Source organism: Rhizobium sp. RU35A (genome assembly GCF_900156005.1).
In the GTDB taxonomy this organism is placed as follows: Bacteria; Pseudomonadota; Alphaproteobacteria; order Rhizobiales; family Rhizobiaceae; genus Neorhizobium; species Neorhizobium straminoryzae.
The window spans coordinates 349,484-375,238 of record NZ_FTMR01000005.1 but is presented as its reverse complement, the minus strand read 5'-3'; the positions used below and the strand labels follow the sequence as shown (position 1 = coordinate 375,238).

The 25,755-nt window shown below is 62.1% G+C and carries 23 protein-coding genes and 3 pseudogenes; 6 read left to right on the top strand and 20 right to left on the bottom strand.

Translation table 11 applies throughout. The features are described 5' to 3' along the window. Positions 1-73: 73 nt before the first annotated feature. Both F3H95_RS14075 and F3H95_RS27480 read left to right on the top strand, forming a co-directional pair. Positions 74-516: pseudogene (locus tag F3H95_RS14075) on the top strand (hypothetical protein); the annotation flags it as partial. 66 nt (positions 517-582) lie between these two features. Further along, positions 583-747: pseudogene (locus tag F3H95_RS27480) on the top strand (NAD-dependent succinate-semialdehyde dehydrogenase); the annotation flags it as partial. A 97-nt stretch (positions 748-844) separates the two neighbouring features. Here F3H95_RS27480 and F3H95_RS14070 read toward each other — a convergent pair. Next, entirely contained in the window at positions 845-1,483 is a 639-nt protein-coding gene (locus tag F3H95_RS14070; RefSeq protein ID WP_149746450.1) for an NrsF family protein, read from the bottom strand. A gap of 1 nt (position 1,484) precedes the next feature. After that, positions 1,485-2,021 carry a sigma-70 family RNA polymerase sigma factor gene (locus F3H95_RS14065; RefSeq protein ID WP_143127661.1) on the bottom strand — a complete coding sequence of 179 codons (537 nt, stop codon included), beginning with the start codon at positions 2,019-2,021 and terminating at the stop codon, positions 1,485-1,487. Positions 2,022-2,205: 184 nt separating this feature from the next. On the opposite strand from F3H95_RS14065, the gene F3H95_RS14060 reads away from it, so the two are divergent. The 4 genes from F3H95_RS14060 to F3H95_RS14045 all read left to right on the top strand — a co-directional run bounded on the left by F3H95_RS14060 (position 2,206) and on the right by F3H95_RS14045 (position 4,711). After that, positions 2,206-2,493 carry a DUF2282 domain-containing protein gene (locus tag F3H95_RS14060; RefSeq protein WP_149746449.1) on the top strand — a complete coding sequence of 96 codons (288 nt, stop codon included), beginning with the start codon at positions 2,206-2,208 and terminating at the stop codon, positions 2,491-2,493. 63 nt (positions 2,494-2,556) lie between these two features. Next, on the top strand, positions 2,557-3,438 hold the full coding sequence (locus F3H95_RS14055) for a DUF692 domain-containing protein (RefSeq protein WP_149746448.1): 882 nt from the start codon (positions 2,557-2,559) through the stop codon (positions 3,436-3,438). Continuing rightward, a complete protein-coding gene (locus tag F3H95_RS14050) occupies positions 3,435-4,217 on the top strand; it encodes a DNA-binding domain-containing protein (RefSeq protein WP_149746447.1) in 783 nt (260 codons plus the stop codon). Before F3H95_RS14055 ends, F3H95_RS14050 begins: the two co-directional genes overlap by 4 nt. Further along, complete coding sequence (locus F3H95_RS14045; RefSeq protein ID WP_149746446.1) at positions 4,214-4,711, top strand: DoxX family protein; 498 nt, start codon at positions 4,214-4,216, stop codon at positions 4,709-4,711. The genes F3H95_RS14050 and F3H95_RS14045 overlap by 4 nt, the downstream gene beginning before the upstream one ends. Positions 4,712-5,222: 511 nt before the next feature. Here the strand turns inward: F3H95_RS14045 and F3H95_RS27475 are convergent. The 18 genes and pseudogenes from F3H95_RS27475 to ugpC all read right to left on the bottom strand — a co-directional run. Next, positions 5,223-5,342: pseudogene (locus F3H95_RS27475) on the bottom strand (IS6 family transposase); the annotation flags it as partial. Positions 5,343-5,374: 32 nt separating this feature from the next. Next, the gene (locus tag F3H95_RS14040) at positions 5,375-7,060 is read right to left on the bottom strand and encodes a Na/Pi cotransporter family protein (protein ID WP_149746445.1); all 1,686 of its coding nucleotides are present in this window, start codon (positions 7,058-7,060) and stop codon (positions 5,375-5,377) included. Positions 7,061-7,087: 27 nt separating this feature from the next. After that, positions 7,088-8,830 carry a metallophosphoesterase gene (locus tag F3H95_RS14035; protein WP_149746444.1) on the bottom strand — a complete coding sequence of 581 codons (1,743 nt, stop codon included), beginning with the start codon at positions 8,828-8,830 and terminating at the stop codon, positions 7,088-7,090. Next, positions 8,817-9,434, bottom strand: coding sequence for a dual specificity protein phosphatase (locus F3H95_RS14030; RefSeq protein ID WP_149746443.1), 618 nt, complete (start codon positions 9,432-9,434; stop codon positions 8,817-8,819). The genes F3H95_RS14035 and F3H95_RS14030 overlap by 14 nt, the downstream gene beginning before the upstream one ends. A 103-nt stretch (positions 9,435-9,537) precedes the next feature. Continuing rightward, entirely contained in the window at positions 9,538-10,665 is a 1,128-nt protein-coding gene (locus tag F3H95_RS14025) for an ABC transporter ATP-binding protein (protein ID WP_149746442.1), read from the bottom strand. A 59-nt stretch (positions 10,666-10,724) separates the two neighbouring features. Then, positions 10,725-11,951, bottom strand: a complete 1,227-nt coding sequence (locus F3H95_RS14020; protein WP_210248564.1) for an extracellular solute-binding protein — start codon at positions 11,949-11,951, stop codon at positions 10,725-10,727. A gap of 34 nt (positions 11,952-11,985) precedes the next feature. Continuing rightward, a complete protein-coding gene (locus tag F3H95_RS14015) occupies positions 11,986-13,803 on the bottom strand; it encodes an iron ABC transporter permease (protein WP_244618012.1) in 1,818 nt (605 codons plus the stop codon). Between the two features lie 73 nt (positions 13,804-13,876). Continuing rightward, the gene (locus tag F3H95_RS14010) at positions 13,877-14,716 is read right to left on the bottom strand and encodes an inositol monophosphatase (protein ID WP_244618011.1); all 840 of its coding nucleotides are present in this window, start codon (positions 14,714-14,716) and stop codon (positions 13,877-13,879) included. A 108-nt stretch (positions 14,717-14,824) separates the two neighbouring features. Then, positions 14,825-15,814 carry a substrate-binding domain-containing protein gene (locus tag F3H95_RS14005; protein WP_143124319.1) on the bottom strand — a complete coding sequence of 330 codons (990 nt, stop codon included), beginning with the start codon at positions 15,812-15,814 and terminating at the stop codon, positions 14,825-14,827. Positions 15,815-15,999: 185 nt separating this feature from the next. Next, positions 16,000-16,797, bottom strand: a complete 798-nt coding sequence (locus tag F3H95_RS14000) for a metallophosphoesterase (protein WP_149746441.1) — start codon at positions 16,795-16,797, stop codon at positions 16,000-16,002. 161 nt (positions 16,798-16,958) lie between these two features. Beyond that, positions 16,959-18,212, bottom strand: coding sequence for a glycerate kinase (locus tag F3H95_RS13995; RefSeq protein WP_149746440.1), 1,254 nt, complete (start codon positions 18,210-18,212; stop codon positions 16,959-16,961). Then, positions 18,209-19,225 carry a LacI family DNA-binding transcriptional regulator gene (locus F3H95_RS13990; RefSeq protein WP_143124322.1) on the bottom strand — a complete coding sequence of 339 codons (1,017 nt, stop codon included), beginning with the start codon at positions 19,223-19,225 and terminating at the stop codon, positions 18,209-18,211. Before F3H95_RS13990 ends, F3H95_RS13995 begins: the two co-directional genes overlap by 4 nt. Positions 19,226-19,234: 9 nt before the next feature. Continuing rightward, positions 19,235-20,398: a dihydrodipicolinate synthase family protein gene (locus F3H95_RS13985; RefSeq protein WP_149746439.1), complete on the bottom strand. Its 1,164-nt coding sequence runs from the start codon at positions 20,396-20,398 to the stop codon at positions 19,235-19,237. Positions 20,399-20,408: 10 nt separating this feature from the next. After that, positions 20,409-20,726, bottom strand: a complete 318-nt coding sequence (locus F3H95_RS13980; RefSeq protein WP_244618010.1) for a Dabb family protein — start codon at positions 20,724-20,726, stop codon at positions 20,409-20,411. Between the two features lie 13 nt (positions 20,727-20,739). Continuing rightward, positions 20,740-22,326: a GMC family oxidoreductase N-terminal domain-containing protein gene (locus F3H95_RS13975; protein WP_149746438.1), complete on the bottom strand. Its 1,587-nt coding sequence runs from the start codon at positions 22,324-22,326 to the stop codon at positions 20,740-20,742. A 62-nt stretch (positions 22,327-22,388) separates the two neighbouring features. Beyond that, positions 22,389-23,147 (bottom strand): 3-ketoacyl-ACP reductase, encoded by a 759-nt coding sequence (locus tag F3H95_RS13970; protein WP_149746437.1) that lies wholly within the window; start codon positions 23,145-23,147, stop codon positions 22,389-22,391. Then, a complete protein-coding gene (locus F3H95_RS13965; protein ID WP_149746436.1) occupies positions 23,144-24,643 on the bottom strand; it encodes a GMC family oxidoreductase in 1,500 nt (499 codons plus the stop codon). The genes F3H95_RS13970 and F3H95_RS13965 overlap by 4 nt, the downstream gene beginning before the upstream one ends. Next, a complete protein-coding gene (gene ugpC, locus F3H95_RS13960; RefSeq protein ID WP_149746435.1) occupies positions 24,640-25,752 on the bottom strand; it encodes a sn-glycerol-3-phosphate ABC transporter ATP-binding protein UgpC in 1,113 nt (370 codons plus the stop codon). The genes F3H95_RS13965 and ugpC overlap by 4 nt, the downstream gene beginning before the upstream one ends. Positions 25,753-25,755 lie beyond the last annotated feature (3 nt).

Here is a 25,755-nt window from a genome sequence, read left to right as displayed (position 1 = left end):
GACCTGCTGCAGAGGTGGCACGGGAAATCCGCACAGCGGGTGTAAGTGGAATTTCTATCTGACTGCGGCTTCGATGCGGGGAACACGAGATGCCATGACGAGACGACCGCGCCGGAACCTCAGCCCGGCTTTCAAGGGAAAGCAGCATCGCCGCCATCCGAGGCGAGCAGACGCTGGAAGAATTGCCACAGCACTTTGTGACGCGCATGTGAACCAGATCAGACAGCGGAAAGACCAGCTTCTTGAGGGATGAAAAGCGTTTTGGCGATGAAGCGAAGACGGAACCGGCTGCCAACCGTCAATGTGAAGACGCTGTACGCCACGATCGGCGGGTTGACAGTTTAGAACGATGCTCTGCCTGGGCTTACGCGGCCCCACCGGGACCACGGTCTCTGCTTCGATAGCCGGAGCGTTCGCCATGGCGGGATTACCGGACGAAAAGAAATGATCGACCGCTCGCAAAAACTGTCGATCGCACGCCAAGCAGAGCTTCTTGGCTTCAGCCGTGGCAACGTTACAGAGGGCCGATCTTGCGATTGCCGATCACCTACCATATCCCCCATAAACGATCCGCGCACCAATGCCACCGGCATGATCTTGGTCAATCATCCGACGACGGTGGAGGCGGACCTGCCCTTCGGCGGCATCCAGCGCTCCGGTTACAGGCGCGAATTGCTGGGGCTCGGCCTCAAGGACAAAATCAAGCAAAAATTGAACACCATTATCGATGTCGACGCGCGCGTCTGATCGCTGGACATCCGGGCGGCGCATCGCAGGCCACCCGCAGCCCGGATATCTCATTCATCGCCCAGCTTCGGTGGCCGATGAGCGCAAACGACCCTGCTCACCAGCGCGCCACGCGGGGGCCGAGGATCGTGCCCAGCAAGGCAAGGCCTGCGATCGCGATGGAATACCAGGTGGCAACGAATAGCGGAGAGTCGTCCGGGCAGTGCGCGGCATAGAAAGTCGCAGACAGCCCGCCGGCAAGCAGCCCGGCAACGGCGCCGGCAACCGCCGGGCGGGTGGGCGCGCCATGACGAAGTGCCAGCAGGAACACGGCCAGCGGCACAAGCCCGATCAGCGGAATGAAAGTGAGGCAGGTGGAGATGTTGGTGCCCCACCAGACCGTACGCCACTGGTCGGAGGGCACGGCGACGAGTTCGGTGACGACGGCAAGTGCAACGGTGACGGGCGCTGCGGCCATGAGCAGTGCCGGTCGCACAACATTCGAGCCCGGCCGCGAAAGCGCCCGTACAAGTTCAAAGGCGGTCGATGCCAGCATGAGCGTTGCGACGAATTTGAACAGGAAACGCAGCGTATGGGCTGCCGCCATGAAATCCGGACGCGGACCGAGCGAAAGCCAGAAGACGACTGCGGCGGCGAGCGTCGCCCCCGCCAGGGCCACCTGCCAGGTGCGACCAAGGGACATGGGCTGTCGCGCATTATCGGCCTTCAGCGCATTGATCAGGTCTTCGGTCTGCATGTCAGCTCCGTCCAAATTTCTTCGCGATTGCGCGCAGTCCTCGATGCAGCGTCACCCGCACCGCCGTTTCCGTCATGTTGTATTTCGCGGCCGTCTCGCCGATCGAATGGCCTTCGATCGAAATGGCCGCAACCACGGAACGCTGGCCCGGTGCCAGTCCGTCGAGCACCCGGCGCATGTCGCGCTCGCTCACCGTCTCAGCTTCCTGCTGGGCAACGGTGTTGGCGATATCGTCGATATCGACCTCCACCCGGCGACCGCGCTTGCGAAAGGCGTCGATCAGCTTGAAGCGCGCGATCGCGAAAACCCACGGCAGAACAGGCGCATCACTCCTCCAGGTATGCCGCTTGGTATGGATCGCCAGAAGCGTTTCCTGCACGATATCCTCGGGATCGAGGCTACCGTCGATGATCCTGCGTCGGGCAAAACCCCGCACGAGAGCCCCGGTTCGCCTCAGAAACGCGGCATAGGCCTTCTCGTCTCCCGCGATCGCGGCCTGCAGCCACATGGCGAGCTCTTCTTCGTCCTGGCCGCTCAACGCATGTCTCCTGTTCGTGCAGACCAGCCAGATTGTTACGCGTCGGTCGGGATCTTGTCCAATCGCCTGCAAAAGCCGCTCACGAACTCGTGTTTAGCGCCGGCCGTAACAGGTGGAGTGCCGGAACGAAGACACAAGTACGCAGCCGGCAACCGGCCTGCGGACGTCAAAGAGGAGAACACACATGAACCGTTCCACGCTTACGCTCGCGCTTGCCGGCTCGCTCGCCAGTGCCATCGCATCCACCGCCTTCGCGGCACCGCTCGCCCCGGAGAAGATGGTCGGCAACGAGAAATGTTACGGCATCGCCCTGAAGGGCCAGAATGATTGCGCCGCCGGCCCGGGCACCACCTGCGCAGGCACCTCGACGAGGGATTACCAGGGCAATGCCTGGAAGGCCGTGCCGGCCGGCACCTGCGTCTCGATGAACGTCAACGGCCACAAGGGCATGCTGGCTCCGGTCAAGAGCTGAACCTCGGTCGGAGGCCCGGCTTGCCGGGTCTCCGTCTCATCCATCACACTCGGGAGAACGGCAATGTCCATCACAGCAGACCGCGCCCTCGCCTTGCCGCAACGCGCCGGCCTTGGCCTCAAGCCGGAACATTACGCAACCATCCTCGCCGACCGGCCGGATGTCGGCTTCTTCGAGGTGCATGCCGAAAACTACATGGGCGCCGGCGGGCCGCCGCATCGCTATCTCGAGGCGGTCGCGGATCTCTATCCCCTTTCCGTGCATGGCGTCGGCCTGTCGATCGGCGCAGCACGCCCCCTCGACAGGGAGCACCTGAAACGGCTGCGCCGGCTGGTGGATCGTTACCGGCCGCAGAGCTTTTCCGAGCATCTGGCCTGGTCGACACACGACAGCGGTTTCCTCAACGATCTTTTGCCTCTGCCCTATACGGCGGAGACCCTGGCGCGGGTCATCGATCATGTCGATGAGACCCAGCAATGGCTTGGGCGACCGATGCTGCTTGAAAATCCCTCGACCTATCTGCTGTTTTCCGAGAGCACCATCGACGAGATCGATTTCCTCGCGGCCGTCGCCAGCCGAACCGGCTGCGGACTGCTGCTCGACGTCAACAATGTCATGGTTTCCGCCATCAACCACCGTCTTGATCCGGTTTCCTACATTGACCGCTTTCCGATCGAACGGGTGGGGGAAATCCATCTGGCGGGCTATGACGAGACGATCGATGGCGCCGGTGACCGGCTGCTGATTGATGCGCATGGCAGCGCCGTGAGAGCCGACGTCGTGGAACTTTTCCGGCATAGCCTGTCACGGAGCGGTCCCCTGCCGACCCTGATCGAGTGGGACAATGACGTGCCGGATTTTGCCACGCTTCACGCAGAGGCGATTCGCGCGGATGCCATGCTGTCTGCCGCTGCCCCGCACCGGGGCGTCATACGGGCCGCATGACCATGACCTTTCAGGACAGCCAGAACGCCTTTGCGTCCGCTCTTCTCCATCCGGACCAACCACTGCCGCACGGCATCACCACCGCGCGCGGTACAGCCGATCCCCTGCGCTTTGCCATCTATCGCAACAATGTCCATGTCAGCCTGACGATGGCGCTCGCGCAGCGTTTTCCGGTCACGCAGCGGCTGGTCGGCTCCGACTTCTTCACCGGAATGGCGCGCGTCTATGCCGCTGACCACAAGCCGGCCTCGCCGCTTATGATGCATTACGGCGACGATTTCCCCACCTTCATCGCGGCATTTCCGCCTGCAGCCTCCGTCGCCTATCTGGCCGACGTGGCGCGGATCGAGGTGGCCTGGAGCGAGGCCTATCATGCGGCCGACGGGCCGCCTGTCGAAATCGCGCAGCTCGCCGCCATTGCGCCCGAACGCATCGCCGATCTGGTGGTGATACCGCATTTTTCGACACGGCTGGTGCGGTCGGATTTCCCGGTGGGCTCCATCTGGAGCGCCCATCAGGGCGAGACGGTGATGCCGGTCTGCGAATGGCGGGCGGAAGCAGTTCTCATCGTCAGGCCGGAAATGCAGGTGGAGATCCGGATCCTGCCGGAAGGCGATGGCGAATTCCTCGCCTGCCTGCTTGGTGGCGCCACACTCGGCGAGGCCGCAGAGGCGGCATTTGCGGTGGCTGCAGATTTCGATTTCGGTTCGGCGCTGACCGGCCTGACCATGCTCGGCGCCTTCAGCGCCTTCGAACCTTCGGAAGGAGAAGCCTCATGACCACCAACATCACCTCCTCCCGCGGGCGCGGCGAAGCACTTGCCTCGCTTCATCGCCGCGCCGATGGCCTGCTTACCGCCATTCCGCCGTCACTGCCGCTGCTGGCCCTGCGCTTCGCCCTCGCGATCCCGTTCTTCAATTCCGGGCTGACCAAGTGGGACGGCTTCCTCACTCTGTCGACCGGCGCGCGCTATCTGTTCCAGGAAGAATTCAGACTGCACCTGTTCGGCAGCGAATTTCCCTATCCCCTGCCGCTGACGATGGCGGCAGCAGCCGGGACCGCCGAGCTCATTCTGCCCGTTTTGCTGGTGCTCGGCCTGTTCACGCGCTATGCGGCCCTCGGCCTGCTGGCGATGACGGCCGTCATCCAGCTGACCATTCCGGATGGCTGGGTCAATTTCCATCTTCCCTGGGCCGCCATGGCATTGGCCCTTGTCGTTTACGGCGGCGGCCGGATTGCGCTTGATCCCCTCGTCCCGCGGGACAGGAACTGATTGAGATCAGCTCTGGCGCAGGAATCGTTCATTGCGGTGTCGCAGGTGGTCACCGGTGATTTCCTTTCGGGTCGGTTGGTTCAAGCTCAACCTGAGGGACACCACCGATGACAGACGACGTGATGAACCTGCGCTCACTCGTTAAGAAGAGCGCCGATGCGGGTTTGGCTCGAGCGAGATGCGCTCTGCGAAGGGGATCACCCTGTGATAGCCATGCAAGACGATGCCTGAAACAAGCCGTTCCCTTGTTGCTTCAGCCAAAATTCACAGCCCAGGCACATCGGAACTCGCGGCGGATGCGATCGCCTGGATCTCGATACCGACAATCCTTCCCCGCCGATCATCGATAAAAGTATTGATGTCAGCAGCGTTCAATCCGCGTTTCCGTCTCCCCCTGAGCCGCCACACTCGATCTACCAGCCTGACTATTTTCCTTTCTCCGACCTGAGCGTGGATCACGCCAACACGCAGATATGGCCCACGTTCGAGCGCAATCGACAGCCAGACTCCCTGAGGGGACGCGACGGATTTGCCTTGGGTGGGCAAGCCCCAGTTTTCGACCCCATTGGCGAATCCCTTCGCAAGAAACGACGATGCCACGCTCCAGCATCAGTTCCTGGACGATGCGCAGGCGCGGCAGGAGCCGAAAATTGAGCCACATCGTTACGACTGATGCACGCGACGACCCGCCGACTCTGCATCCAGCTCGGCAACGGAGCGAAGGCGGCTTTCGATCAGCAGGCCGCTATCGTCCAGGATCGGATGGGCGACCGAGACGATGTGGGCATTGATCCGCTTGAGATCGCGCAGGATGTCCAGATGCAGCGAACTCGTCTGAAGGCTTTCCAGTTTCCCGTCACGCAGTCGTTCGATATGGCGCTCGGCGGATTCCTTTTCCATGCGGCGCACCTCGACTTTCACTTCCATCATCTGGCGGGCAAGGCGGAAGTCGCGCGTGACGAAAATGGTCTGCGCGATGCGCAAATTGTCGAGCGTCAACTCAAACAGCGTGCGCAGCTCGCGGTGACCGTCTTCGGAGAATCTGAGGCCGAGCGTCGCCTTCTTGGTGACCTGCGCCAGCAGACCCTTTTCGATGATATCGCCGATATGTTCGAGATTGATCGCGTAGTCGATGATATCGATGGAACGACGGCTGTCTTCCGGGGAGAGGCCCATGCGGCCGAGTTTGGAGAGATAGACCTTCACCTCTTGCTGAAGCCTGTCCACACGCGCTTCCAATGGCGGGATGTCCATCAGCTTGGCCAGATTGTCCCGCTCGAAGGAATCGGACGCGCGCATCAGCATGCGCTCGATGAGGTCGCCGATGCCTAAAACCTCGCGCGTGGCACTGGCGAGAGCCACGGTCGGCGTCGACAGTTCGTGGATATCGAGATATTTCGGCCCGGTGTCTTCCTGCGCATCGTCGGGAACCAGTTGCTGCATCAGGCGGGCAAGCAGGCGCGAGAATGGCCAGGCGACGAGGGCAAGTCCGATGTTGAACGCCAGATGCGCATCGACCGGCAGATTGGCCGGTCCAAACGGCAGCGTCATGAGGAGATCAGCACCAAAGCCCGCCAGCGGCAAGGCCACCAGGCAACCGATGGCCCGCACGATCAGATTTCCAAGCGTCACCCGCCTGGCCGCCGCCGCCCCCCGTAAAGAGGCCATGACAGGCGGGATGGCGCCGCCAAGGTTTGCCCCGAGAACAAGGGCGATGATCAATCCGGGTGACAGGATGCCTGCCGATGCCAGGGAGAGGATCAGGACGATGGCCGCAAGGCTGGAGGACGAAATAAAGGCAATGACCGCCGAAAAAATCATGGCCACCGGCCAGGCATTGTCCAGCAACCCGATAAAGGCGGCCAGTGCCGCAGATGCCCGCATCGGTTCCGTCGCGCTGCTGAGCAGGTGCAGCGACAAAAGCATCAGCCCGATGCCGACCAGCGCCAATCCAGCCCCCTTTCGCGCTGTCGAGCCACCGCGATAGAACACCAGGCCGGTTCCGATGATCAGAGGCGACAACCATGCGACGCCCGCGGCAACGATCCAGGCCGTAACGGCTGTTCCGACATTGGCGCCCAGCAGAACAAGCTGGGCCATGCGCGGCTGGACCAGTTCACGCTCGACGAAAGAAGCCACCATCAGCGCAGTTGCGGTGGAACTCTGCAGGGCCACCGTTGCCACGAAGCCCGAGGCAAAGGAGCGCAGGCTGCCGCGCGTGCCGCTCGCAAGGCCGGTTCGCAACTGGGCTCCGAAGGCCCGCGTCACGCCGTCCTTGACCTGTGCAAGGCCGAACAGCAGCAAGGCAACCGCGCCGAACAGGTTGATCATGACGATTGTGGATGCCATCGGTGTGTCTTCCGTTCCGTTTACACCCTATGCCCGCAGACAAGGAGGCCGCTCATCCGGCGCGACCCCTGCCCTTTCCAGCCAGCGCCGAAGACAATGCAGAAAGACATGCAGGAACGCGGCCACAGTCTGCGCTGAACCTGGGGGGCTGTGGGCCAAGAGACGACCGGTCAGCAGGTGGTAGATGGCCAACCGCTCGGCGGCAATGAACGGAAGTGCCAAGGCACCGGCCTGCCGCAGGCAGTACCAGTCCGTCACCAGATCCATCATCGAGGTTGCTTTCAAGGCTTCCATGGTCAGGCCGACGCGGGCGCATTCGTCTTCGAGAAGGCCCATGTTGCAACAGGAGATGGCCGAAAGGGATTGCTCGCCCTCCCACCTCTCCCCGGCCAGCATCAGCAGGCCGATCTCGGCAAGATTGGACGTGGCGACATATTCGACGATTTCCGGTGGCCATTCCCTTGGAAAATACCGGTGGGTGACCAGCGCCCCGGTATGGGCAAAAAGGAAGGCGCCATAGGATGGCGTACCGAAGGCAGGATCGGGCACCTCCCCCTTGAATGCACTTTCCAGACGATAGAGTTCCATCAGGCGCGGGTCGGGCGGGAGGTGTGACAGCCCCACGGTCTCGACGTCCGGCAGGCTTTTGCCGGGCTGCACGATCTTGAAGGCCGGGGGAAACGCAACGAGGGAGGGAACGGCGATGTTGACCAGTTCGCAGCCGTCAAGGTGACGACGCGTGGTCCCTTCCACATGCAGATGCCCGCTGAAGTGAACCCTCATGCCGGTCCCCAGCAAGGTATCGGCAACCGCTCCGGCCGGCGTGCGCCGCACGACATTGGTGTTGCCGAAGAGCGCCGCCTCCGATCCGGTCGTATCGTCGAAGGGGTCGATCACCGGATAATGGGAAAACGACAGGACGGTCTTGCCGAGCGCTCTCGCCCGTTCATGAACATCCCTGATCCAGTCGATCAGGAAGGGTTTCAGACGCAGAACCGCATTCCATCCGGCGGCCGTGCTGTCGATGAACGTCTCCTCGTCAAAGGGGTCATGATGTCCATTGCGTGGCTCGAACACATTGGCATCGATCATCAAAAGCCAGAGCCCCTCTTCGGGCTCGACGAGATATGACGCATCCATCAGACTGAAGGTCGAACGGCCATCCTCCGACGAGACCAGATATTGCCGATCCTCAATGCTGTCGGAGCGGCCGAATGGGCTTTCCCAATGGAGGTATTCGGCTTGCGCAAAAAGACCGAAGGCGGCCATCGGCAACAGGCCAAGCGGGTACCCTTCACAGTACATCTGCGCGCTGAGGCAGGCCCGCGGGTTCGCGCCCGCCACCTGCGCATCGCTGGTGACGGTTACGGAACTGCCGGATCCACTGAGAAACCCCTTTGAATGATGCCTGCCATTGGCCGCGAAGACATCATGATTTCCGGGGATCGCATAAAATGACAGCCGGTGTTTCCGGCGATACTCTTCCAGCAGATGTCGAACGGCGTCCGTCGTCTGTCTTTGGCCGTCGTCGGTATAATCGCCGAGAAGCACGACGTGGCGAATGCCGCGGCCCGCGATCTCGTCCAATGCGGCGGGAAGAGCCTGAAAGCTTTCGTTGAAAACGCGCGTCGACGCCCGCGTTTCAGCAAAGCTGCGCACGGCAAGCCGCTGTGCATTCACCTCTACACCGTCAAAACCATAATCGCCTTCGAGATCATGGTAATGAGCATCGGCAATGACGGCGACCACAGGCAGTTCACGACGTCGCATCGGCCGCCTTTCTGGCCTCGACGAGGTCGATCCAGTCGGACGCCCGCCTTGCCGCCTCGTATAGCATCGGCTTCGGTGTTTCGAACCACTCGTCCTCACGCAATTCCCGCTTGTCGCGGATATGCGCGATTGCCGCGTCCAGCGTTGGAAACAGGTGCGGCTGCTGCTTGTGCAGAAACAGCCCGACCAGCGAGACGGAACGGCTGCGTCCGCTGCGGCAATTGACCAGAACATTGCCACCATCCTTGAACGGATAGGTTTCACGCCGGGGAAGCGTCTGGTTCAACGCGCCCTGCAGAATGTAGTAGCCACCGAGCATCATGGTATCGGGGCTGCCGCCGCCATCGATCATGCCGAGCTTGTAATAGCGGATATCGGAATAACCGCTCGCGCAGAGTGCGCCGTCTTCGGCAAGGCTTGGACTGCGCACGAAGTTGATGTCGAGATTGATGGCACAGTTCACGACGATCGTAATGCCGTGTTCCTTCAAAAGATCCAGATCGCGTGCACCTTCAAGCCCGCCGATATAGAGCGCCGAATCGTGCGGGGCGAGCCCTTGCGTGATCAGGCTGATTGCCGGTCGCGAATATACCGGGGCTTTCATGCGTGTTCATTCCCTGTCAAAATACCAATCCTTCGGAAACACCACCCTTTCAGAAGGGTGGGCTTCATCATGCCGGCAGCCAGTTCGACTGTCTGTCTTGATCTCAGGCGGCGTTCGAACGCGTCCTGGCTGCCGTCGTCGCGGTTATCAATTTGCCCGTCTTCGGATCGAAGACCATCATGTTGCGCGCGACAAATTCCAGCCAAACCTTGCGGTTCGGCCAGCTTTCGACAAAGCGCGGAATGAGCGCGGTCATCGGTGTGCCGTTGGCCGAGAGCGAGAGGATGGTCTGCGAGCCGGTCGGCTGGACCACATCGACGTCTGCGGCAAGGCCCTGGTCCAGCGGCGCCTCATGCAGATTGAAATGCTCCGGCCGGATCGCGCAGGTCACAGGCCCGGCATCACGGGCGACGACCTGTTCGAGCACGACCTCAATCCCGTGAAGCTTCAGTATGCTTCTGCCGCCTCTTTGCTCGAGAATGCCTTCAAAGACGTTGATCCGCGGATCGCCGATGAATTCGGCCACAAACAGGTTAGCCGGTTCATGGTAGATTTCGTAGGGGCTGCCGATCTGCTGGATGACGCCATCCTTCATCACCACGATGATATCGGACATGGTCAGCGCCTCGACCTGGTCATGCGTCACGTAGACCGTGGTCGCGCCAAGATCCCGCGACAGGCGCTTCAGTTCCGTGCGCATTTCCGTTCTCAATACCGCATCGAGATTGGACAGCGGCTCGTCCATCAGCAGGATGGAGTTGCGGGCGGCAATCAGTCGGGCCACGGCAACGCGCTGCTGCTGGCCGCCGGAAAGTTCCGACGGGAAGCGGTCTTCATAGTGTTCGAGTTGCACCTTCTTCAGCGCCTCGGAAAGCCGTGCGGCAATCTCCTCTTTCGGCCGCTTTGCCTGCTGCAGGGCCAGCGTGATGTTCTTGTCGACCTTCATGTTCGGCCAGAGCGCATAGCTCTGGAAGATGAAGCCGAGACCCCGCTTTTCCGGCGGCACGAAGCTGCCGTCGCGTCCGGAGTAAACCGTTTTTCCCGCAAGCGTCAGCTCGCCGCCGGAGGGCTGTTCGAGCCCCGCAATGATGCGCAGCGTCGTGGTCTTGCCGCAGCCCGATGGCCCGAGCAGCGTCACGAACTTGCCCTTCGGGATTTCGAGATCGAGCGGCGGTATGGCCAGGTGAGAGCCGTAGTATTTTGTGATGCCTTTCAGGGACACTTCGTTCATCAGGTTTCCTCCCCAGGCTTTCCGGGTTGCATCACGGCAACCCGGCGCTCCGGTTTTCCTCAGTTGCTGGTTTCGACCACCCAGAAATCGTTGACTTCAGCGACATGGTCGCGCTGATATTCAGCCGATCCGAAAATCTTGCGAACTTTCGGCCAGTTCTCTCCACCCTTGGGCAGCGGCACATCCGTGCGCGGCGAGAACGTGCCCACCTTGAAATAGGCGGCCATGCCCTGCAGCTTCTTCAGGCTTTCGCCATCGCGATAGGGCTTTTCAAGTTTGGTGTCGGGGGTCAGGTCCCTTGATCCCATCTGGAAGGCGATGAACAGTTTCGCCGCATTCGGATGCGCCGACTGTCCGGCAATCGCCACATAGGTCGAATAGGCAAAGACACCGGCCGGATCGATGTCATAGAGAACGGCATTGGCATAATCGTCGCTGCCGTTCTTGTTGATGTAATGCATGCTGGAGAAGGTGATCGGCGGCTTTGCCTGCCCCTTCAGCCCGGAGGCAGTCGCAAGCTTTGAGCCGGAATCGTAGATGACAAGGTCATTCTTCAGGAGGCGGTGCAGGAATTCATAGCCGGCATTTTCGATACCGTCGGACAGGACGAGCGGCTTTCCGGCATATTTTTCGTAGGATTTGGCGAAATCGTCGGCGCGCTCGACGATCGAGGTCAAAAGCGCCAGCGATGTCAGGGAGCCAAGCGGGCTCTTCATCGCAAAACGCTTGTTCCAGGCCGGTTCCGTCAATTGCCACACATTGGTAACCGGCGGTGCGTCCTTGTAGGTGTCGGCATTGTACATGAGCACCGTGGCTTCGATCACCTGCGTCAGCAGCGGCTCGCGCAGGTCGACCGGGATCTTGTCCTCCAGATAACGAGGCACATAATTGACGATGCGATGGTTGGGCAGGAGGTCGTAGAACATCTGGGCGGTGCCGGCCGTGTTGACCACATCCACGGCAAAAATGCCCGCCTGCTGTTCGCGCACCACTTTCTCGATCGTCTTTTCCGAGCCGAGATCATAGGCGTTGACCTTGATCTCCGGATAAAGCTTCATGAAGTCCTCGGCCAGCGCATTGACGGTCGAGGAGGAGGAATAGATGGTGACCTCGCCTTCCGCCTTGGCCTTCCTGACGATCTCGTCCCAGTTCTCGTCCTTGGGCTGGTGGACGCCAAGCTCTGCCGTCTTCAGCCAGGTATCGAAGGCCGCATCCTGCGCGCAGGCCGCCGTACCGATAAGGCATGCCAATGTGGCGATCGCCACCCGTTTCCTAAGCATTTTCATGTGAACTCTTCCTCCCTGTTGCACGGTCGCCTCCTCAAGCAAACCCCATCTTCGTATTGCGGAAAACCAGCCGGAATAGGATGTTGCAGCCCACGACCAGAGCAACGAGCAGCAGCGTTGCCGCTCCGATCAGCTGGGGAACATCATCGGTCTGGTAGGTATAGATCACGCTTGCCAGCACTGCCGTCGACGGCGTGACAAGCAGGATGATCAGCGACAGCTCGCGCATCGTGCCGATGAAACTCAACAGCATGCCGGAGACCAGTCCCGAGGCGGCAAGAGGCGCCACGATGTGGCGAACACGGCTGATCCAGCCAATGCCCTGCACGCGTGCGGACTCTTCGAGAGACTTGTCGATCTGCAGCATGGCGGCGATGCCGGTGCGCGAGGTATAGGGCAGGTTTTTCACCGCCGCGATCAGAACCAGCAGCGCAAACGTCCCGTAAAGGGCCGGGATGGGTCCGACCGGTCGCGAGAACATGCCGATATAGATGGCGCCAAATGCAACCGCCGGAAAGATGTAAGGCAGGAAGGCTGCCAGCTCCAGCGCCCGCGACGACAGGCTTCCGCGTGTCTTCACCACCACGTAACCGATGAGGAAGCCGAGAATGCCGGTGGCAAGAGCCGTGAAGAATGCCAGGCTGAGGCTGTTCCAGGCCGCGTGCAGGATCTGCGGGTTCTGAAAGACGCCCGCATAGATCGCATTGACGCCGCCGCGTGCACCAATCCAGTAATGCAGGGTCAGATTGGACAGGTCATAATTGCCGGCGGTACGCGAAAGCGACTGCAGCACGAGCAATCCAAGCGGCAGAACCACGGTCATGCACATCAGCACGACCACAAAGGCGAAAACCAGCCATTTTGCCCGACCGAGATCGATTTCGCGCCGGCGAAACCCCTTGCCGGACATGGTGACGAAGCTCTTGCGCACGCCGATCATGCGCTGGTTGATCCAGATGAACAGAATGGCCATCACCACCAGCACGAGCGCCAGAAGATAGCCGTCTCCGACATTGCGCGACCCGATCGCGGCATAGATCTGCGTCGGCAGTACGAAATACCGGATGGGCATGCCGAGAACCGCGGGCGTTCCGAAGGATCCGATAACCCGGATGAAGGTCATGACGACGGCCGAGCCGACGGCCGGAAGAACGAGCGGTGCGGTGATGGAGACGAACTGCCGCAGCCGGGACATACCGGCAATGGCGCCCGCCTCTTCGAGCTGGCTGTCCACCGTGGCAAGCGAGCCGGAAATGATCAGGAACCCGTAGACATAATAATGCAGGGACAGGCAGATGATGATGGGAATTCCGCCAAAGGCGATCCAGTCGGGGGGCTGCACGCCGAAGAGATAGGCAAAGACGCCGGACGCTCCGCCCACCCGGTCATTCTTGAAAAAGGTGACCCAGGCGAGCGCCATCACCCAGGACGGCAGCATATAGGGCAGGACGACCGCCGTGTTGACGAACTCGCGATAGGGCACGTTGGTGCGCACGACGATCCACGCAAGGAGGGCTCCCAGCGCCAGGCAGATGATCGTTGCCCCGAACGCCGTGACGAGCGAGTTCATGAACGGCTTGTAGAACAGGGCCCAGGAAAGCCGGCCGCCAAAGACGCGCTCATAATGAAAAAGCGTCAGTTCTCCCGGCTGGCGCCCGGGCAAATAGGCAGAATCATAAGGCTGTACGGTGATCGTCTCCCGCACCAGCTGGAACAGCGGTACGATAACAAGGAGCCCCAGCAGGATGGCAAGGCCGAGCGCGATCAACCGCTCCGGCGCAGAGACAAAATCCGCTGCACGCCGCATCCAGCGTCGGCTATCGCGACTGGCTGTTTCTGAAAATAGGGTCACTCTGTCTCTCCTCCCGACGGCGCTCCAAGCCGTTTATGTCGCAGATCGCGATTGTGGCGCGATCCCCTCCTCTTCAGGCAGCGTGGTGCCTCTCGCGCCTGCCCAGCGGCTCAGCCAGCACGATGCCCACCGCGTCGCTGACGCCATCGGCGATGGCGGGCGCGCTTGCAAGAACAGCGCCGCCAGTCTGCAAAGACCCGATTTCGAAGAAGGGGCAGACGCGTCCGCCCGCTTCCGCCACCAGCAGCAGGCCCGGCACGCAATCCCACGAATTCATGTGCAGTTCGACATAGGCATCCGAGCGGCCATCCGCGACATAGGCAAGCGCCATGGCACCGGAGCCTGCCCGCCGGACATTCGCCCCCTTGTCCAGAAGCCGCGTCATTGCCTCAAGATACTGTGCGTTGGGGATACGGGTCGACCAGCCCAGCTCGACGGATGCCATGTCGAAGCGAGCCGTCCGGGCTGCCGAGATCGGCTCGCCGTTGCGGGTCGCTCCCTCGCCGGCCCGGCAAAAATACAGCTCGTCCAGCGCCGGATTGTAGATCGCCGCAAGCTTGGCGACATTTCCCTCCACATAGCCGATGGAAATGCAGAAATGCGGAATGCCGCGGGCAAAATTGGCAGTACCGTCAATCGGATCGACCACCCAGACCCGCTCGCGGATATCCCCGCCGCCCTCCTCGCCAAAGAAGCTGTCGTCCGGAAAGGCTGAAGCAATGCGCTGCCGGATATGCGCTTCGGAGGCCGCGTCGGTTTCCGTGAGGTAATCCTGCGGTCCCTTCATCGAGAAGTCAGCCGCCCTGCCATTCTCAAAGCCCTCAAGGACCAGGGCTCCGGCAGAGAGGATGACATCACGGCACAACTGCGCGCGACCATCCAGATCGTTTGTATAGGACATTGCTGAAGGCATGCGCATTCCTCTCCCTTGAACACGTGTGCAAATTTGCACACGTGTTCATTCATTGCAAGCGCGTATCTCTTGCGGGACGGAAAAAGTTCGGGCTGGACTGAAGGGGCGTCAGCGCCGGACGGTGCTGCGTTCGATAAGGGCCACGGGGACGTTGGTGATGACGGACTGACCAAGCTCATGATCGAGCGCCGCCAGAACGGCCTCCGTCAGGACTTCGAACGACTGCGAGATCGTGGTCAGTTCGTAGCTTCGCCAGGAGGCCTGCGGAATGTCGTCAAAGCCGATGACGGACAGATCTTCGGGCACGCGGCGCCCCATGTCGTTTCGGGCGCCATCGAGAAAGCCGATGGCCATGATGTCCGTCACGCAAAACGCTCCATCAATCTGTCGGTCAGACAGGAGCTCCCGGGCGGCCTTCAGTCCCGTCTCATAGGTTGTCGGGCCATCATGCCAGACGACGATATCCGTGCCGGCGGCGGTCATGACGTCGGAAAATGCCTTGCACCGGCGCAACTGGGTCGGCGTTCCCGATCCACTTGTCACGACGGCGACCTTTCGGCATCCCGCCGCCTTCAGGCGTTCTGCCGCAAGCGTTGCGCCGGCAATGTCGTCGCTGAGGATGATATCGGTGTCGGACCGGGCGAGCTGTCTGTTGATGACGATGAGCTTGACGCCATTGGCAAGACATTCATCCACGATGGACATCGGTGGCTCGCCCGAGAGGACGACAATCGCGCGGGCGCGAAACTCGAAAATCAGTTCGATGAGAGGTGCAATGTCACTGCGTGCATCCGCAGCATTCAGAAGCAGGCATTGCAGGCCGCGCCGCAGCAATCCGATGCTGAGCATATCCAGCTGTTTTGCCATGAAGGGCAAGGAAAGGTTCGCCCCAACCACGCCAACGAGATTGGACGAGGAATTATTGAGGCCTTGGGCCAGTCTGTTGACGCGATAACCCAGTTCCTGAGCGGCCTGAAGCACCTTGCGGCGCACCTCAGGCGAGACGCTGGCGCCCTCCGTGAATGTCCGGGAGACGGCAGAACGCGAAACGCCTGCTCTTTGAGCGACGTCGACGGACGTGACAAAGGCCTTGACCATGGCAATCCAACGGGAAAAGAGGGTGTACGGCGTTCATCGCACTACGATACTTTTCCCATCCTTACAATCTGCGCATGCCAATGGCCTGCCGCCCGTCTCCGCTTTGAAGGGATATGAACTGACGGCGCGCCTTCGTAATCCAAGTGTCTTCTGATTTATTTCCGATCTTTGGTGCAACGCAATTTTTAGAAAGCCGGGAGAAATCGGTCTGCAGCTGCTTTCAGATCAGGCTGCCACTCACCGACCTCAATCCTACCGGTTTCGGTGAGTTCGGTACAGACGAAGTGGGAAAGCTCGTCATGTCGAATGACCGCAGCACTCAGTCTGCCAGTCCGATAGGCGCCAGTATCCAACGCTATACGGTTTGAATAGACTTCGGGTCGAAGCGACTTGGTGATCGTGTGACCATTTAAGACGACGTGGTCAAAGAGGTCCAGATGGTCGAGGAAGCCGGCCCGGATCCATCGCAAATCGTGTTCGCTTTGACTTTCGAGCTGAACGCCCGGGCGTATGCCAGCATGCACAAAACAAAACCGTCCGATTTCCTTGAACGTCAGGGCGTTTTCCAGGAGGTCCGCATGGTGTGGGAAGACACGACGAATATCAGCGGCGATGTTCTTGAAATCAGGGACCGGGCGATCCGAATAGGCGCTCACGGTTGCAACACCGCCCCAGTCCATCCAGTTGATGGCGTCCTCATCGGTGAGAGTGCCTCTCAGGAGTTCACGGAGGTAGAAGTCGTGGTTGCCGAGAATGAGCCGAGAACCGGGATAACGGTCGAGCGTCGAGTATACCTGATCGAGGACCTTTGGACTGTGAGGGCCGCGGTCGATCAGATCTCCCAGGAAAAGCACGACGGGAGGCGATTGATTATCGTTCGACACCGCCGCGATGTAACCCAGCATGGCTTCGAGAAGGTCGGCACGTCCATGAATATCGGCAATGGCATAGATATCGGACGGTAAGCTTTCTGTCGGGGTCATGCTATTCCTGCAGGGCAAAATGGCGGGCAATATTATCCGGGCCGTTACGGGTTCATATCACTTCGAGCTGTGACATTTGACGGCCTCAATGGCTATCGCAATCGGCGCCAATTGCAATCGTCCGCCGTGCCCTGAGGCATTGGACACCGATCGGATACCGGTCAGCGACCGATAGATATCGCACGGAAATCGTTGACATTGGTCAGCGTCGGGCCTGTCACGACCTGACTGCCGATCGCGGCGAAGAAGCTGTGGGCATCGTTGGCGGCAAGGGCCGCCTGCGGATCGAAACCGGCAGCGCTGGCCAATCCAAGCGTTTGCGGTCCGATGACCGCACCCGCCACCTCCGCCGCGCCATCGACGCCGTCAGTATCGCAGGCAATTGCGTGAATGCCGTCCTCCCCGTTCAGCGCGAGCGCCAGGGCGAGGCAGAATTCGGCGTTCGGACCGCCGACACCATTGCCGCGCCGGGTCACGGTCAGTTCGCCGCCGGACAGCAGGAGAACGGGGCGATCCCCCTGGTGAAGCGAAGCGCGGATCTTGAGGGCGAGTTCCGCCTGCGCGCGTCCCACATCACGGGCCTCGCCTTCCAGCGCATCGCCGAGCAGGCGCACATCATATCCAGTGCTTCGTGCCAGTTCGGCAGCCGCCGCGAGCGACTGTTTCGGCGCTGCATAGATGACGTTTTCGACGCGGGAAAGGCGCGGATCTTGCGGCGTCAGGACCCGTGGAGGCGCGGCAAGGGCGGCCCGGACGCTTGCCGGAACCTCAACCTTCCACTGTTTGAGGATCGCCAGCGCCTCGTCCGGCGCGGACACATCGCCAACGGTTGGGCCGGATCCGATAAAGGCGGGATCATCGCCCGGCACGTCGGAAATCAGAAGCGAGAGCATGCGCGCCGGATAGGCAGCGGCGGCCAGCTGTCCACCCTTCACGCGGCTCAGGTGCTTGCGCACGGTGTTCATCTTGTCGATTGGCGCGCCGGAGGCGAGCAGGGCTGCATTGACCGCCTGCTTCTCGGCGAGGCTGACCCCTTCGGCGGGGGCGACCAGCAGCGCAGAAGCACCACCGGAAATGAGCGCGAGGACGAAATCGCCCTCCCCTGCGGTCTTCACAAGATCGAGCATGCGGGCCGTCGCCTTGAGCCCGCTCTCGTCCGGCACGGGATGCGCCGCCTCCACAATCTCGATGCCGCGGCAGGGCCGGCCATAGCCATAACGGGTGATGACCAGCCCCTCGCAAGGCCCCCACGCCGCCTCGACTGCCTCGGCCATGCGGGCGCTCGCCTTGCCGGCGCCGACGACGATCAACCGGCCTTGCGGCCGCCTGGGTAGGAAGCGGGCGAGCGAGCGCATGGGATCGGCCACCTCCACCGCCTTGTCGAAGAGTTGCCGGAGAAAAGCTTCCGTTGTCATGCGTTGACCCTACCGCCGCTGGAATCCCGCACGATCAGTTCCACGGGCGTACGATGGTCATTGATCGGAGCCTGGTTGTCTTCGAGCCAGTTGAGCACAGTCGAGGCGACGGCCTCGCCAAATCCGGCAATATCGCACCGCACCGTGGTGAGCGGCGGATAGACCTGTGCGCATTCCTCGATATCGTCGAAGCCGACGATGCGGAAATCCTCGCCCACCTTGCGGCCGATGCGCGCGCAGCCCGAGAGCAGGCCGAGCGCCACGAGGTCGGAGAAACAGATGGCCGCATCGATATCCGGATGATCCCGCGTCAGGATCGCCGCCGCCTCGTGGCCGAAGGCGCGGCTGGCGCGACCCGGCAGCACGAAGGGCTCGATGCCGGCCTCCGCCATCACCTCGAAATAGCCGGACATGCGCTCCTGCGCGACTGCCCGCCCCTCGAGCCCACCGACGAAAGCGACGCGTCGCGCCCCGCCCTTCACCAGATGCTCGGCGGCGAGACGGCTGCCGGAGAGATAGTCGGGCGCAGAAAAGGGGAAAAGCTCGATGCGCGGATCGATCTTGCGCAGCACCTGCATGGTCGGAATATTGGCCCGCGCGATCGCGTCAAAGGTCGCGGCCTCCTCGCCATAGGCCGGCGAGATGATCAGTGCCGAAACGCCATGCTCGATGATGGCGGAAACGACCTGTGCCTGGATGGCGGGGTCTTCATCCGTATTGGCAAGCACGGTCGCATAGCCACGCGCCGACAGCGCCATCTGCAGCGAGGTGGCAAATTCCGTGAAGAAGGGATTTCTGAGATCGTTGATGACGACGCCGATGAGGCCCACATTGGCCGAGCGCAGGTTGGCAGCCGAGCGATTGTAGACATAGCCGAGCCTGTCCATCGCCTCGCGGACCAGAACGCGCTTTTCCTCCCGCACCAGCGGGCTTTGCTGCAACACGAGGCTGACGGTCGATTTCGACACCCCCGCCTCGCGCGCCACGTCGACAATGGTCGGTCTGCGCTCCATTCCGGGAACCTATTCGATTCCGTGGAGCGCTAGCAAGGTTCGCATCCTGGGGATGGCGAGATCGGGCTTCGTGAGCAACCCCGCCCGATCCGCCAGCCGGAAAACCTCCGCATAATGCGTGATGTCGCGGCTCGACTGGAACCCGGCGGGCATGATGAAATGCGTCTGGTATCCATTGAGCCATGACAGGAAGGCGATGCCCGCTTTGTAGAACCGCGTCGGCGCGCGGAAGATCTCGCGGCTGAGCGGCACGGTCGGCGCGAAGAGCCTGTGATAGGTCTCGCTGTCACCCTCAGCCAGCGCCTCAAGTGCCTGACTTGCCGCCGGCGCGATGGCGGCAAAAATGCCAAGAAGGGCATGGGAATAGTGCTGCCCGTCGCCTTCGATCAACGCCGCATAGTTGAAGTCATCGCCAGTATAGAGCCGCACACCAGCGGGCAGCCGCGCCCGGAAGGCTTCTTCATACGCCTGGTCCAGCAGCGAGATCTTGATGCCATCGACCTTGGCCGGATTTTCGCCGATCAGATCCAGTACAAAATCACTGGCGTCCGCGACATCATTCGTACCCCAATAGCCGGAAAGCGCCGGATCGAACATGTCGCCCAGCCAGTGCAGGATGACGGGCTCGGCCGCACCATCGATCAGCCGGCGATAGACGTTGCGATAGATATCACGGCCTGCCCCGATGGCGGTGAAGGCGCGCGAGGCCATGAGGATCAGCTGACCGCCCGCCGCTTCGATGGCAGAGGCCTGTGTTTCGTAAGCGGCGAGGATCGCGTCGGTGTCCCGGAGATCGGCGAGTGCCACATGATCCGTGCCCGCGCCGCAGGCGACGCGCGGCTGCAGCGCATGCGCCTTGGCGGCGGCCATGGTTCGCTCGATCAGTTCCTTCGCGGTCAGCCAGTCGACGCCCATGCCGCGCTGGGCGGTATCCATCGCTTCGGCAAGGCCAAGACCCTGGTCCCAGAGCCCCTGCCGGAAGGCGAGCGTCGCGTCCCAGTCGACGGCCGGCCGCGTGTCCCACGGGCTGCGCTCGCGCAAGGGATCGGAGACGACATGGGCGGCGGCAAAGGCGGTGCGGGTGAAGGGCACGCGCGGCGCCCGCGGCGTCAGCGGCGTTCCGGTGAGCGAATAGGCTTCGAGCGTGTGATCGGCTTTCGGCAATTTCAGCATGGAAGCGCTCCTATTCGTTGACCGGAAGATCGAAGACGAGAATGCCGTCGAGCCCGCCTTCAGCATGGGCGACAAGCTTCGCGCCAAGCGCCTTGTGGTCGGGATGGGTCTGATAGGCTGCGAGCGCCGCCCAGCCGTCGAAATCGACGACGAAGCCATGCCTGTAGCCGCGCTCGATCTTTTCCGGGCTCTCGCTGCGACCGGAGGTGATGGCGAGCACGCCGGAAATCTTGGTGCGGATCTCCTCAAGCTCGGCGAACATTTCGGCGATCTGGGCTTCGCTCACGTCCGTGCGAAAGCGGATGAGGACGATGTGGCGGATCATCATGTCTGTGTTCCTCTCAGAGGCCATGGGCGGCGCGGATCATGGCGGCGGCTTTTTCCGCAATCATGATCGTCGGCGCGTTCGTGTTGGACGAGACCAGCGTCGGCATGATCGAGGCATCGACGACGCGCAGGCGCTCGATGCCGTTGAAGCGCAGCTGCGGATCGACGACGGCGGCCGGATCAGGGCCCATGCGGCAGGTGCCGGCGGGGTGATGGTCGGTCTTGGCGTGGCGGCAGGCATAGTTGAAGTAATCCTCGTCCGTCCGCACCTCCGGCCCCGGCAGGCGTTCCGCCTTCACATAGGGCTTCAGCGCATCCTGCCGCATGATCTCCTGCGCAAGCTTCAGGCCCTTGATCGACATTTCGCGATCATAAGGATCGGCCCAGTAATTCGGGTCGATCAGTGGCGCGGCGAGCGGATCGGAAGACGAAAGCCGCACTGTGCCGCGCGAGCGGGGGCGCAGATAGGCTGAGTTCAGCGTCACGCCGCCGTTTTCCATCGCCGCGACGCCGGCCTCGATGCCGGAGCCGAGGCCAAGGTGGAACTGGATGTCCGGCGAGCGGGCTTCCCGGTCGGCATACCAGAAGCCGCCCGTCTCGAAGAGGCTGGAGGCGACAGGCCCCTTTTTCTGGAGGAGATATTGCAGGCCGGCGAGAACCGAGAGATGCGGCTTGGCGTAGCGGTCATAGGTATGCGGGCCGGTGCATTCGGCAATGACGAAGAGATCGACATGGTCCTGCAGGTTCGAGCCGACGCCCGGCTGGTCGTAGACGACCGGAAGCCCCAGAGAGCGAAGATGATCCGCCGGGCCGATGCCGGAGAGCATCAGCAGGCGCGGGCTGCCGATCGCACCGGAGGACATGATGACCTCTATATCGGCGCGGATCGTCCCCTCGCCCGCCACCTCGACGCCCATCGCCTTGCCGTTTTCGACAAGAACACGCAGGATCTGCGCGCCGGTCCTGATCGTCAGGTTCGGCCGGCTTCGGGCCGGGTTGAGATAGGCGACGGAGGTAGAGGAGCGGCGGACGTTGCGCTGCGTCAGCTGATAGTAACCCACGCCGTCCTGCTTCTCGCCGGTCATGTCGTGGTTTGTCGGAATGCCGAGCTGGCCGGCGGCCTGGAAATAGGCCTCGCAAATAGGCAGCGGGGCCGCCGGCTTGCTGACGCCGAGCGGGCCGCCCTTGCCGTGATAGCGGTTGTCATAGGTGTCGTTGTCTTCCGCCTTGCGGAAATAGGGTAGCACGTCCTCGTAAGACCAGCCCTCGCAGCCCATCTGCCGCCAGTCGTCATAGTCGAGCGCATTGCCGCGCGTGTAGATCTGCGCATTGATCGTCGAGCCGCCGCCCAGAACCTTGGCCTGGGTGTAGCGGATAACCATGTTGTTCATGTGCTTCTGCGGCACGCTGTGCCAGCCCCAGCTGCCGATGCCCTTGGTCATTTTCGCAAAGCCCGCAGGCATGTGGTAGAACGGATGCCAGTCGCGCCCGCCGGCTTCCAGCAGGAGCACGCGCGCCTTGGGATTTTCCGAAAGCCGCGCCGCCAGCACCGAGCCGGCTGACCCGCCGCCGCAAATGATGAAATCGTAAGACGTCTGCATTTTCTGAACCTCTACAAGCAATTCCAGCGAAACCGGTTTCTCATCCGGAATTGCGCAAAAATCTAAAGCCTCGGCAGCGAGAGACCGCCGTCGACCGGGATCACCGCGCCGGTGGAAAAGGCCATCTGCCCGGTCGCGAGCGGCACGACGGTCGCGCCGATATCGCCCGGCTGTCCCCAGCGTGCGGCGGGTACCAAGCCGCCCTCGATCCGCGCGGTATATTTGTCCTTCACGCCCGCCGTCATGCCGGTCTCGATGATGCCGGGGCGAAGTTCGAAGACGCCGATGCCGGAGGGAGCCATCCGCACGGCGAAAAGCTGCGCCATCATCGAGGCCGCCGATTTCGACATGCAATATTCGGCCCGCTCGATGGAGATCATCTCGGCGCTGACGGAGGTGACGAAGAGCATGGAGCGATAGTGGTCGCTTACGGTCGCCAGCATGTGCTGCGCCGCCGCTTTCGCCAGGAAGAAGGCGCCGCGCAGGTTGATGTCGAAGACGAAATCGAAGCTTTCCGGCACCATCTCCAGCATGTCGCCCCGCACCTTCGCCGGCACACCGGCATTGGAGACGAACGTGTCGATCGGCCCCATGGCGCGCACGACATCGGCAATGCAGGCTTCGGCGTGGGCGACGTCTCGCAGGTCATGCTGGAAATAGCGCGCCTCTGGTCCGAGCGCGGCCAGCGCCTCGTCGACGACTTCAGCCTCCGGCGAAACTTCCGCCACCAGCGCGACGCGAAAACCGGCCGCGACGAGCGCCTGAGCAATACCGAATCCGATGCCCTGCTGGCCGCCGGTGATGAGAGCAAGCGGACTCATGCCGTGGCCTCCGTCTCCAGAATATGCTTGGCCATGCGCAGCGAGAGCGCCGCAATCGTCAGCGCCGGGTTCACCGCCGCCGAGGTCGGCAGCACGGAAGCGTCGGCGATGAAGAGATTGCGGTGGTCGTGGCTGCGGCCGAAGGAATTGACGACGCTTGTAGTCGGGTCGCTCCCCATCCGCGCGGTGCCGCATTGATGCGAGGGCGTGCGGCGGTCGAAGGGGCGCGACATGACGACGGGATAGCCCGCCTTGCGCAGCAGCGCCTTCAGCTTCTCGACCAGCTGCAGATGCGTCTCCCAGTTGGAGCGCTTCCAGTCGAGCACGATCTGGCCGTTGCGCAGCGTCACCCGGCTTTGCGGGTTCGGCAGGTCTTCCGACATGGCGTAGAGATCGACCGCACGGGCGGCGATCCAGTCCGCAATCGGTCCGGGCAGCGGCGAATTGGCCTTCAGGATCGTGCCGGTGATCTTGCCCAGCAACTGGATATTGCCCAGTGGCTCGCCGTTAGGTCCGCCGGTCAGGTAGAAGTCGTTGACCATTAGGGTCTTCTGATAGACCGAATTATTCTTCCGGAACGGATGCAGCGCCAGCACGGCCGAGCAATTGTGGTTCATGAAATTGCGGCCGACCTGATCGGAGCTGTTGGCAAGCCCGTTCGGATAGCGCTCGCTGTCCGAGGCGAGCAGGATCGAGGCCGAACGCACGGCACCCGCTGCCAGCACGATCACGGGGGCTTGAAGCACCTGCCGCTGACCTGCCTCCAGAACTTCCACGCCCGTGATGCGCCCATCCGCCCCGGCGATCAGGCGCGTCACCTCGCAGCCGGTCCGAAGCGTCACGTCCGGATGTTTCAGCGCCTCTTCCAGAGCAATCGTCTCGGCATCCATCTTGCCGCCGCAGGTGTTGGGATAGGCGTCCCAGGTCGTCTGGCCAGCCTTCAGCCAGCGCTCGATATCGACGCCGAGCGGCAGCGAGGCAGGGTGCAGGCCGACGCGCTTGAGGCGCTGGCGGAGGTCCGCAATCGGGGCCTCGTCACGGACGGGTGGATGGGGATAGGTGCCGGAATGGCGCGGCTCGGTAGGGTCGTCGCCGAGCTCGCCGCGCACGCGGTAGAGCGTTTCGGCCTGCTGGTAGAAGGGCTCGATCTCGTCATAGCCGAGCGGCCAGCCGGGCGTCGTGCCGCCCATGTGGCGGAGCGGACTGAAGTCCTCCTTCCGGTAGCGGATGAGCACCGCGCCGTAAAATTTCGAATTGCCGCCGACATTGTAATAGTTGCCGGGGTTGAACGGCCTGTCCTCGCCGTCCAGCCATTCTTCCTTCGGGCGGAAATGGCCGCGCGCGAAAATCGAAGCCGCATCCCGATCGGCGGGAGAGGGTTGCAGCCGCTCGCCCTTTTCGAGGATCAGGATGCGGCGCCGGGAGGAGGCCAAGGCGGCGGCCAGCGTCGCGCCCCCCATTCCGGAACCGATGATGATGATGTCGTGGTCGCTCACGGCTTGATCCGTTCCTCGGATGCGGGATCGAAGGCAACCGCCTTGTCCATGTTGACGGCGAAGTCGAAACGCTGGCCGGCGCGGATATCGGTATCGGCGCGCATGCGTGCGATCACGTCCTTGCCTCCCAGCGACATGGTGACGAACGTATCGGAGCCCGCCGGCTCAGTCACGATGACATCGTTGATGAGCGGCACGATATTGTTGGACTTGCGGTCCGCCCCTTCCGGGTCGGTGATCGCCTCGGGGCGGATGCCGAGCAGGATTTCGCGGCCATCCCAGGCGGTGAGGTTCTGCTGGCTGAAGCGCAGGTGCTGCGCCGCGCCCTTGGCATCCTTCACCTCGGCATAGGGCATGCCGTCCGTCACGACGACCTTGGCCGGGATCACGTTCATCGCCGGGCTGCCCATGAAGGTGGCGACGAAGACATTGGCCGGTGTGTCGTAGATTTCCTTCGGCGTGCCGAGCTGTTGGATATAGCCCTTGTACATGACGGCGATGCGGGTCGAAAGCGTCATGGCCTCGATCTGGTCATGCGTCACATAGACGATGGTCGTCTTCAGCTTTTCATGCAGCTTCTTGATTTCGGTGCGCATGTCGACGCGGAGCTTCGCATCGAGGTTCGACAGCGGCTCGTCGAAGAGGAAGACATCCGGATCGCGCACGAGCGCCCTGCCCATGGCGACGCGCTGGCGCTGGCCGCCGGAGAGCTGGCCGGGCTTGCGGTCGAGAAGGTGGTCGATCTGCAGAAGCTTCGCCACATCGCCGAGCGACTTGTCACGCTCCGGCTTCGGCACGCCGTGCATTTCAAGCCCGAAGGTGATGTTCTGCGCCACCGTCATGTTGGGATAGAGCGCATAGCTCTGGAACACCATGGCGATGTTGCGCTTCGACGGATGCACGCCGTTGATGACGCGGCCCTTGATCGAGATGTCGCCGGACGAGATGCCCTCGAGCCCCGCGATCATGCCGAGCAGCGTCGATTTCCCGCAGCCGGAGGGGCCGACGAGGACGAGGAACTCGCCCTCCTCGATGGAGATATCCACGCGATGCAGCACTTCCAGCTTGCCGTAGGACTTGGTGACGTTTGCGATGTCGAGAAAGCCCATGGT

Bases quoted from the DNA above. Each gene is read 5' to 3' on its own strand.
- F3H95_RS14045 (WP_149746446.1), top strand. From the start codon at position 4,214: ATGACCACCAACATCACCTCCTCCCGCGGGCGCGGCGAAGCACTTGCC.
- F3H95_RS14030 (WP_149746443.1), bottom strand. From the start codon at position 9,434: ATGAAAGCCCCGGTATATTCGCGACCGGCAATCAGCCTGATCACGCAA.
- F3H95_RS13975 (WP_149746438.1), bottom strand. From the start codon at position 22,326: ATGCAGACGTCTTACGATTTCATCATTTGCGGCGGCGGGTCAGCCGGC.
- F3H95_RS14025 (WP_149746442.1), bottom strand. From the start codon at position 10,665: ATGAACGAAGTGTCCCTGAAAGGCATCACAAAATACTACGGCTCTCAC.
- F3H95_RS14000 (WP_149746441.1), bottom strand. From the start codon at position 16,797: ATGACCCCGACAGAAAGCTTACCGTCCGATATCTATGCCATTGCCGAT.
- F3H95_RS13970 (WP_149746437.1), bottom strand. From the start codon at position 23,147: ATGAGTCCGCTTGCTCTCATCACCGGCGGCCAGCAGGGCATCGGATTC.
- F3H95_RS14060 (WP_149746449.1), top strand. From the start codon at position 2,206: ATGAACCGTTCCACGCTTACGCTCGCGCTTGCCGGCTCGCTCGCCAGT.
- F3H95_RS14010 (WP_244618011.1), bottom strand. From the start codon at position 14,716: ATGCCTTCAGCAATGTCCTATACAAACGATCTGGATGGTCGCGCGCAG.
- F3H95_RS14050 (WP_149746447.1), top strand. From the start codon at position 3,435: ATGACCATGACCTTTCAGGACAGCCAGAACGCCTTTGCGTCCGCTCTT.
- F3H95_RS14070 (WP_149746450.1), bottom strand. From the start codon at position 1,483: ATGCAGACCGAAGACCTGATCAATGCGCTGAAGGCCGATAATGCGCGA.
- F3H95_RS14055 (WP_149746448.1), top strand. From the start codon at position 2,557: ATGTCCATCACAGCAGACCGCGCCCTCGCCTTGCCGCAACGCGCCGGC.
- F3H95_RS14040 (WP_149746445.1), bottom strand. From the start codon at position 7,060: ATGGCATCCACAATCGTCATGATCAACCTGTTCGGCGCGGTTGCCTTG.
- F3H95_RS14020 (WP_210248564.1), bottom strand. From the start codon at position 11,951: ATGAAAATGCTTAGGAAACGGGTGGCGATCGCCACATTGGCATGCCTT.
- F3H95_RS14005 (WP_143124319.1), bottom strand. From the start codon at position 15,814: ATGGTCAAGGCCTTTGTCACGTCCGTCGACGTCGCTCAAAGAGCAGGC.
- ugpC (WP_149746435.1), bottom strand. From the start codon at position 25,752: ATGGGCTTTCTCGACATCGCAAACGTCACCAAGTCCTACGGCAAGCTG.
- F3H95_RS13990 (WP_143124322.1), bottom strand. From the start codon at position 19,225: ATGGAGCGCAGACCGACCATTGTCGACGTGGCGCGCGAGGCGGGGGTG.
- F3H95_RS14035 (WP_149746444.1), bottom strand. From the start codon at position 8,830: ATGCGACGTCGTGAACTGCCTGTGGTCGCCGTCATTGCCGATGCTCAT.
- F3H95_RS13980 (WP_244618010.1), bottom strand. From the start codon at position 20,726: ATGATGATCCGCCACATCGTCCTCATCCGCTTTCGCACGGACGTGAGC.
- F3H95_RS13995 (WP_149746440.1), bottom strand. From the start codon at position 18,212: ATGACAACGGAAGCTTTTCTCCGGCAACTCTTCGACAAGGCGGTGGAG.
- F3H95_RS13985 (WP_149746439.1), bottom strand. From the start codon at position 20,398: ATGCTGAAATTGCCGAAAGCCGATCACACGCTCGAAGCCTATTCGCTC.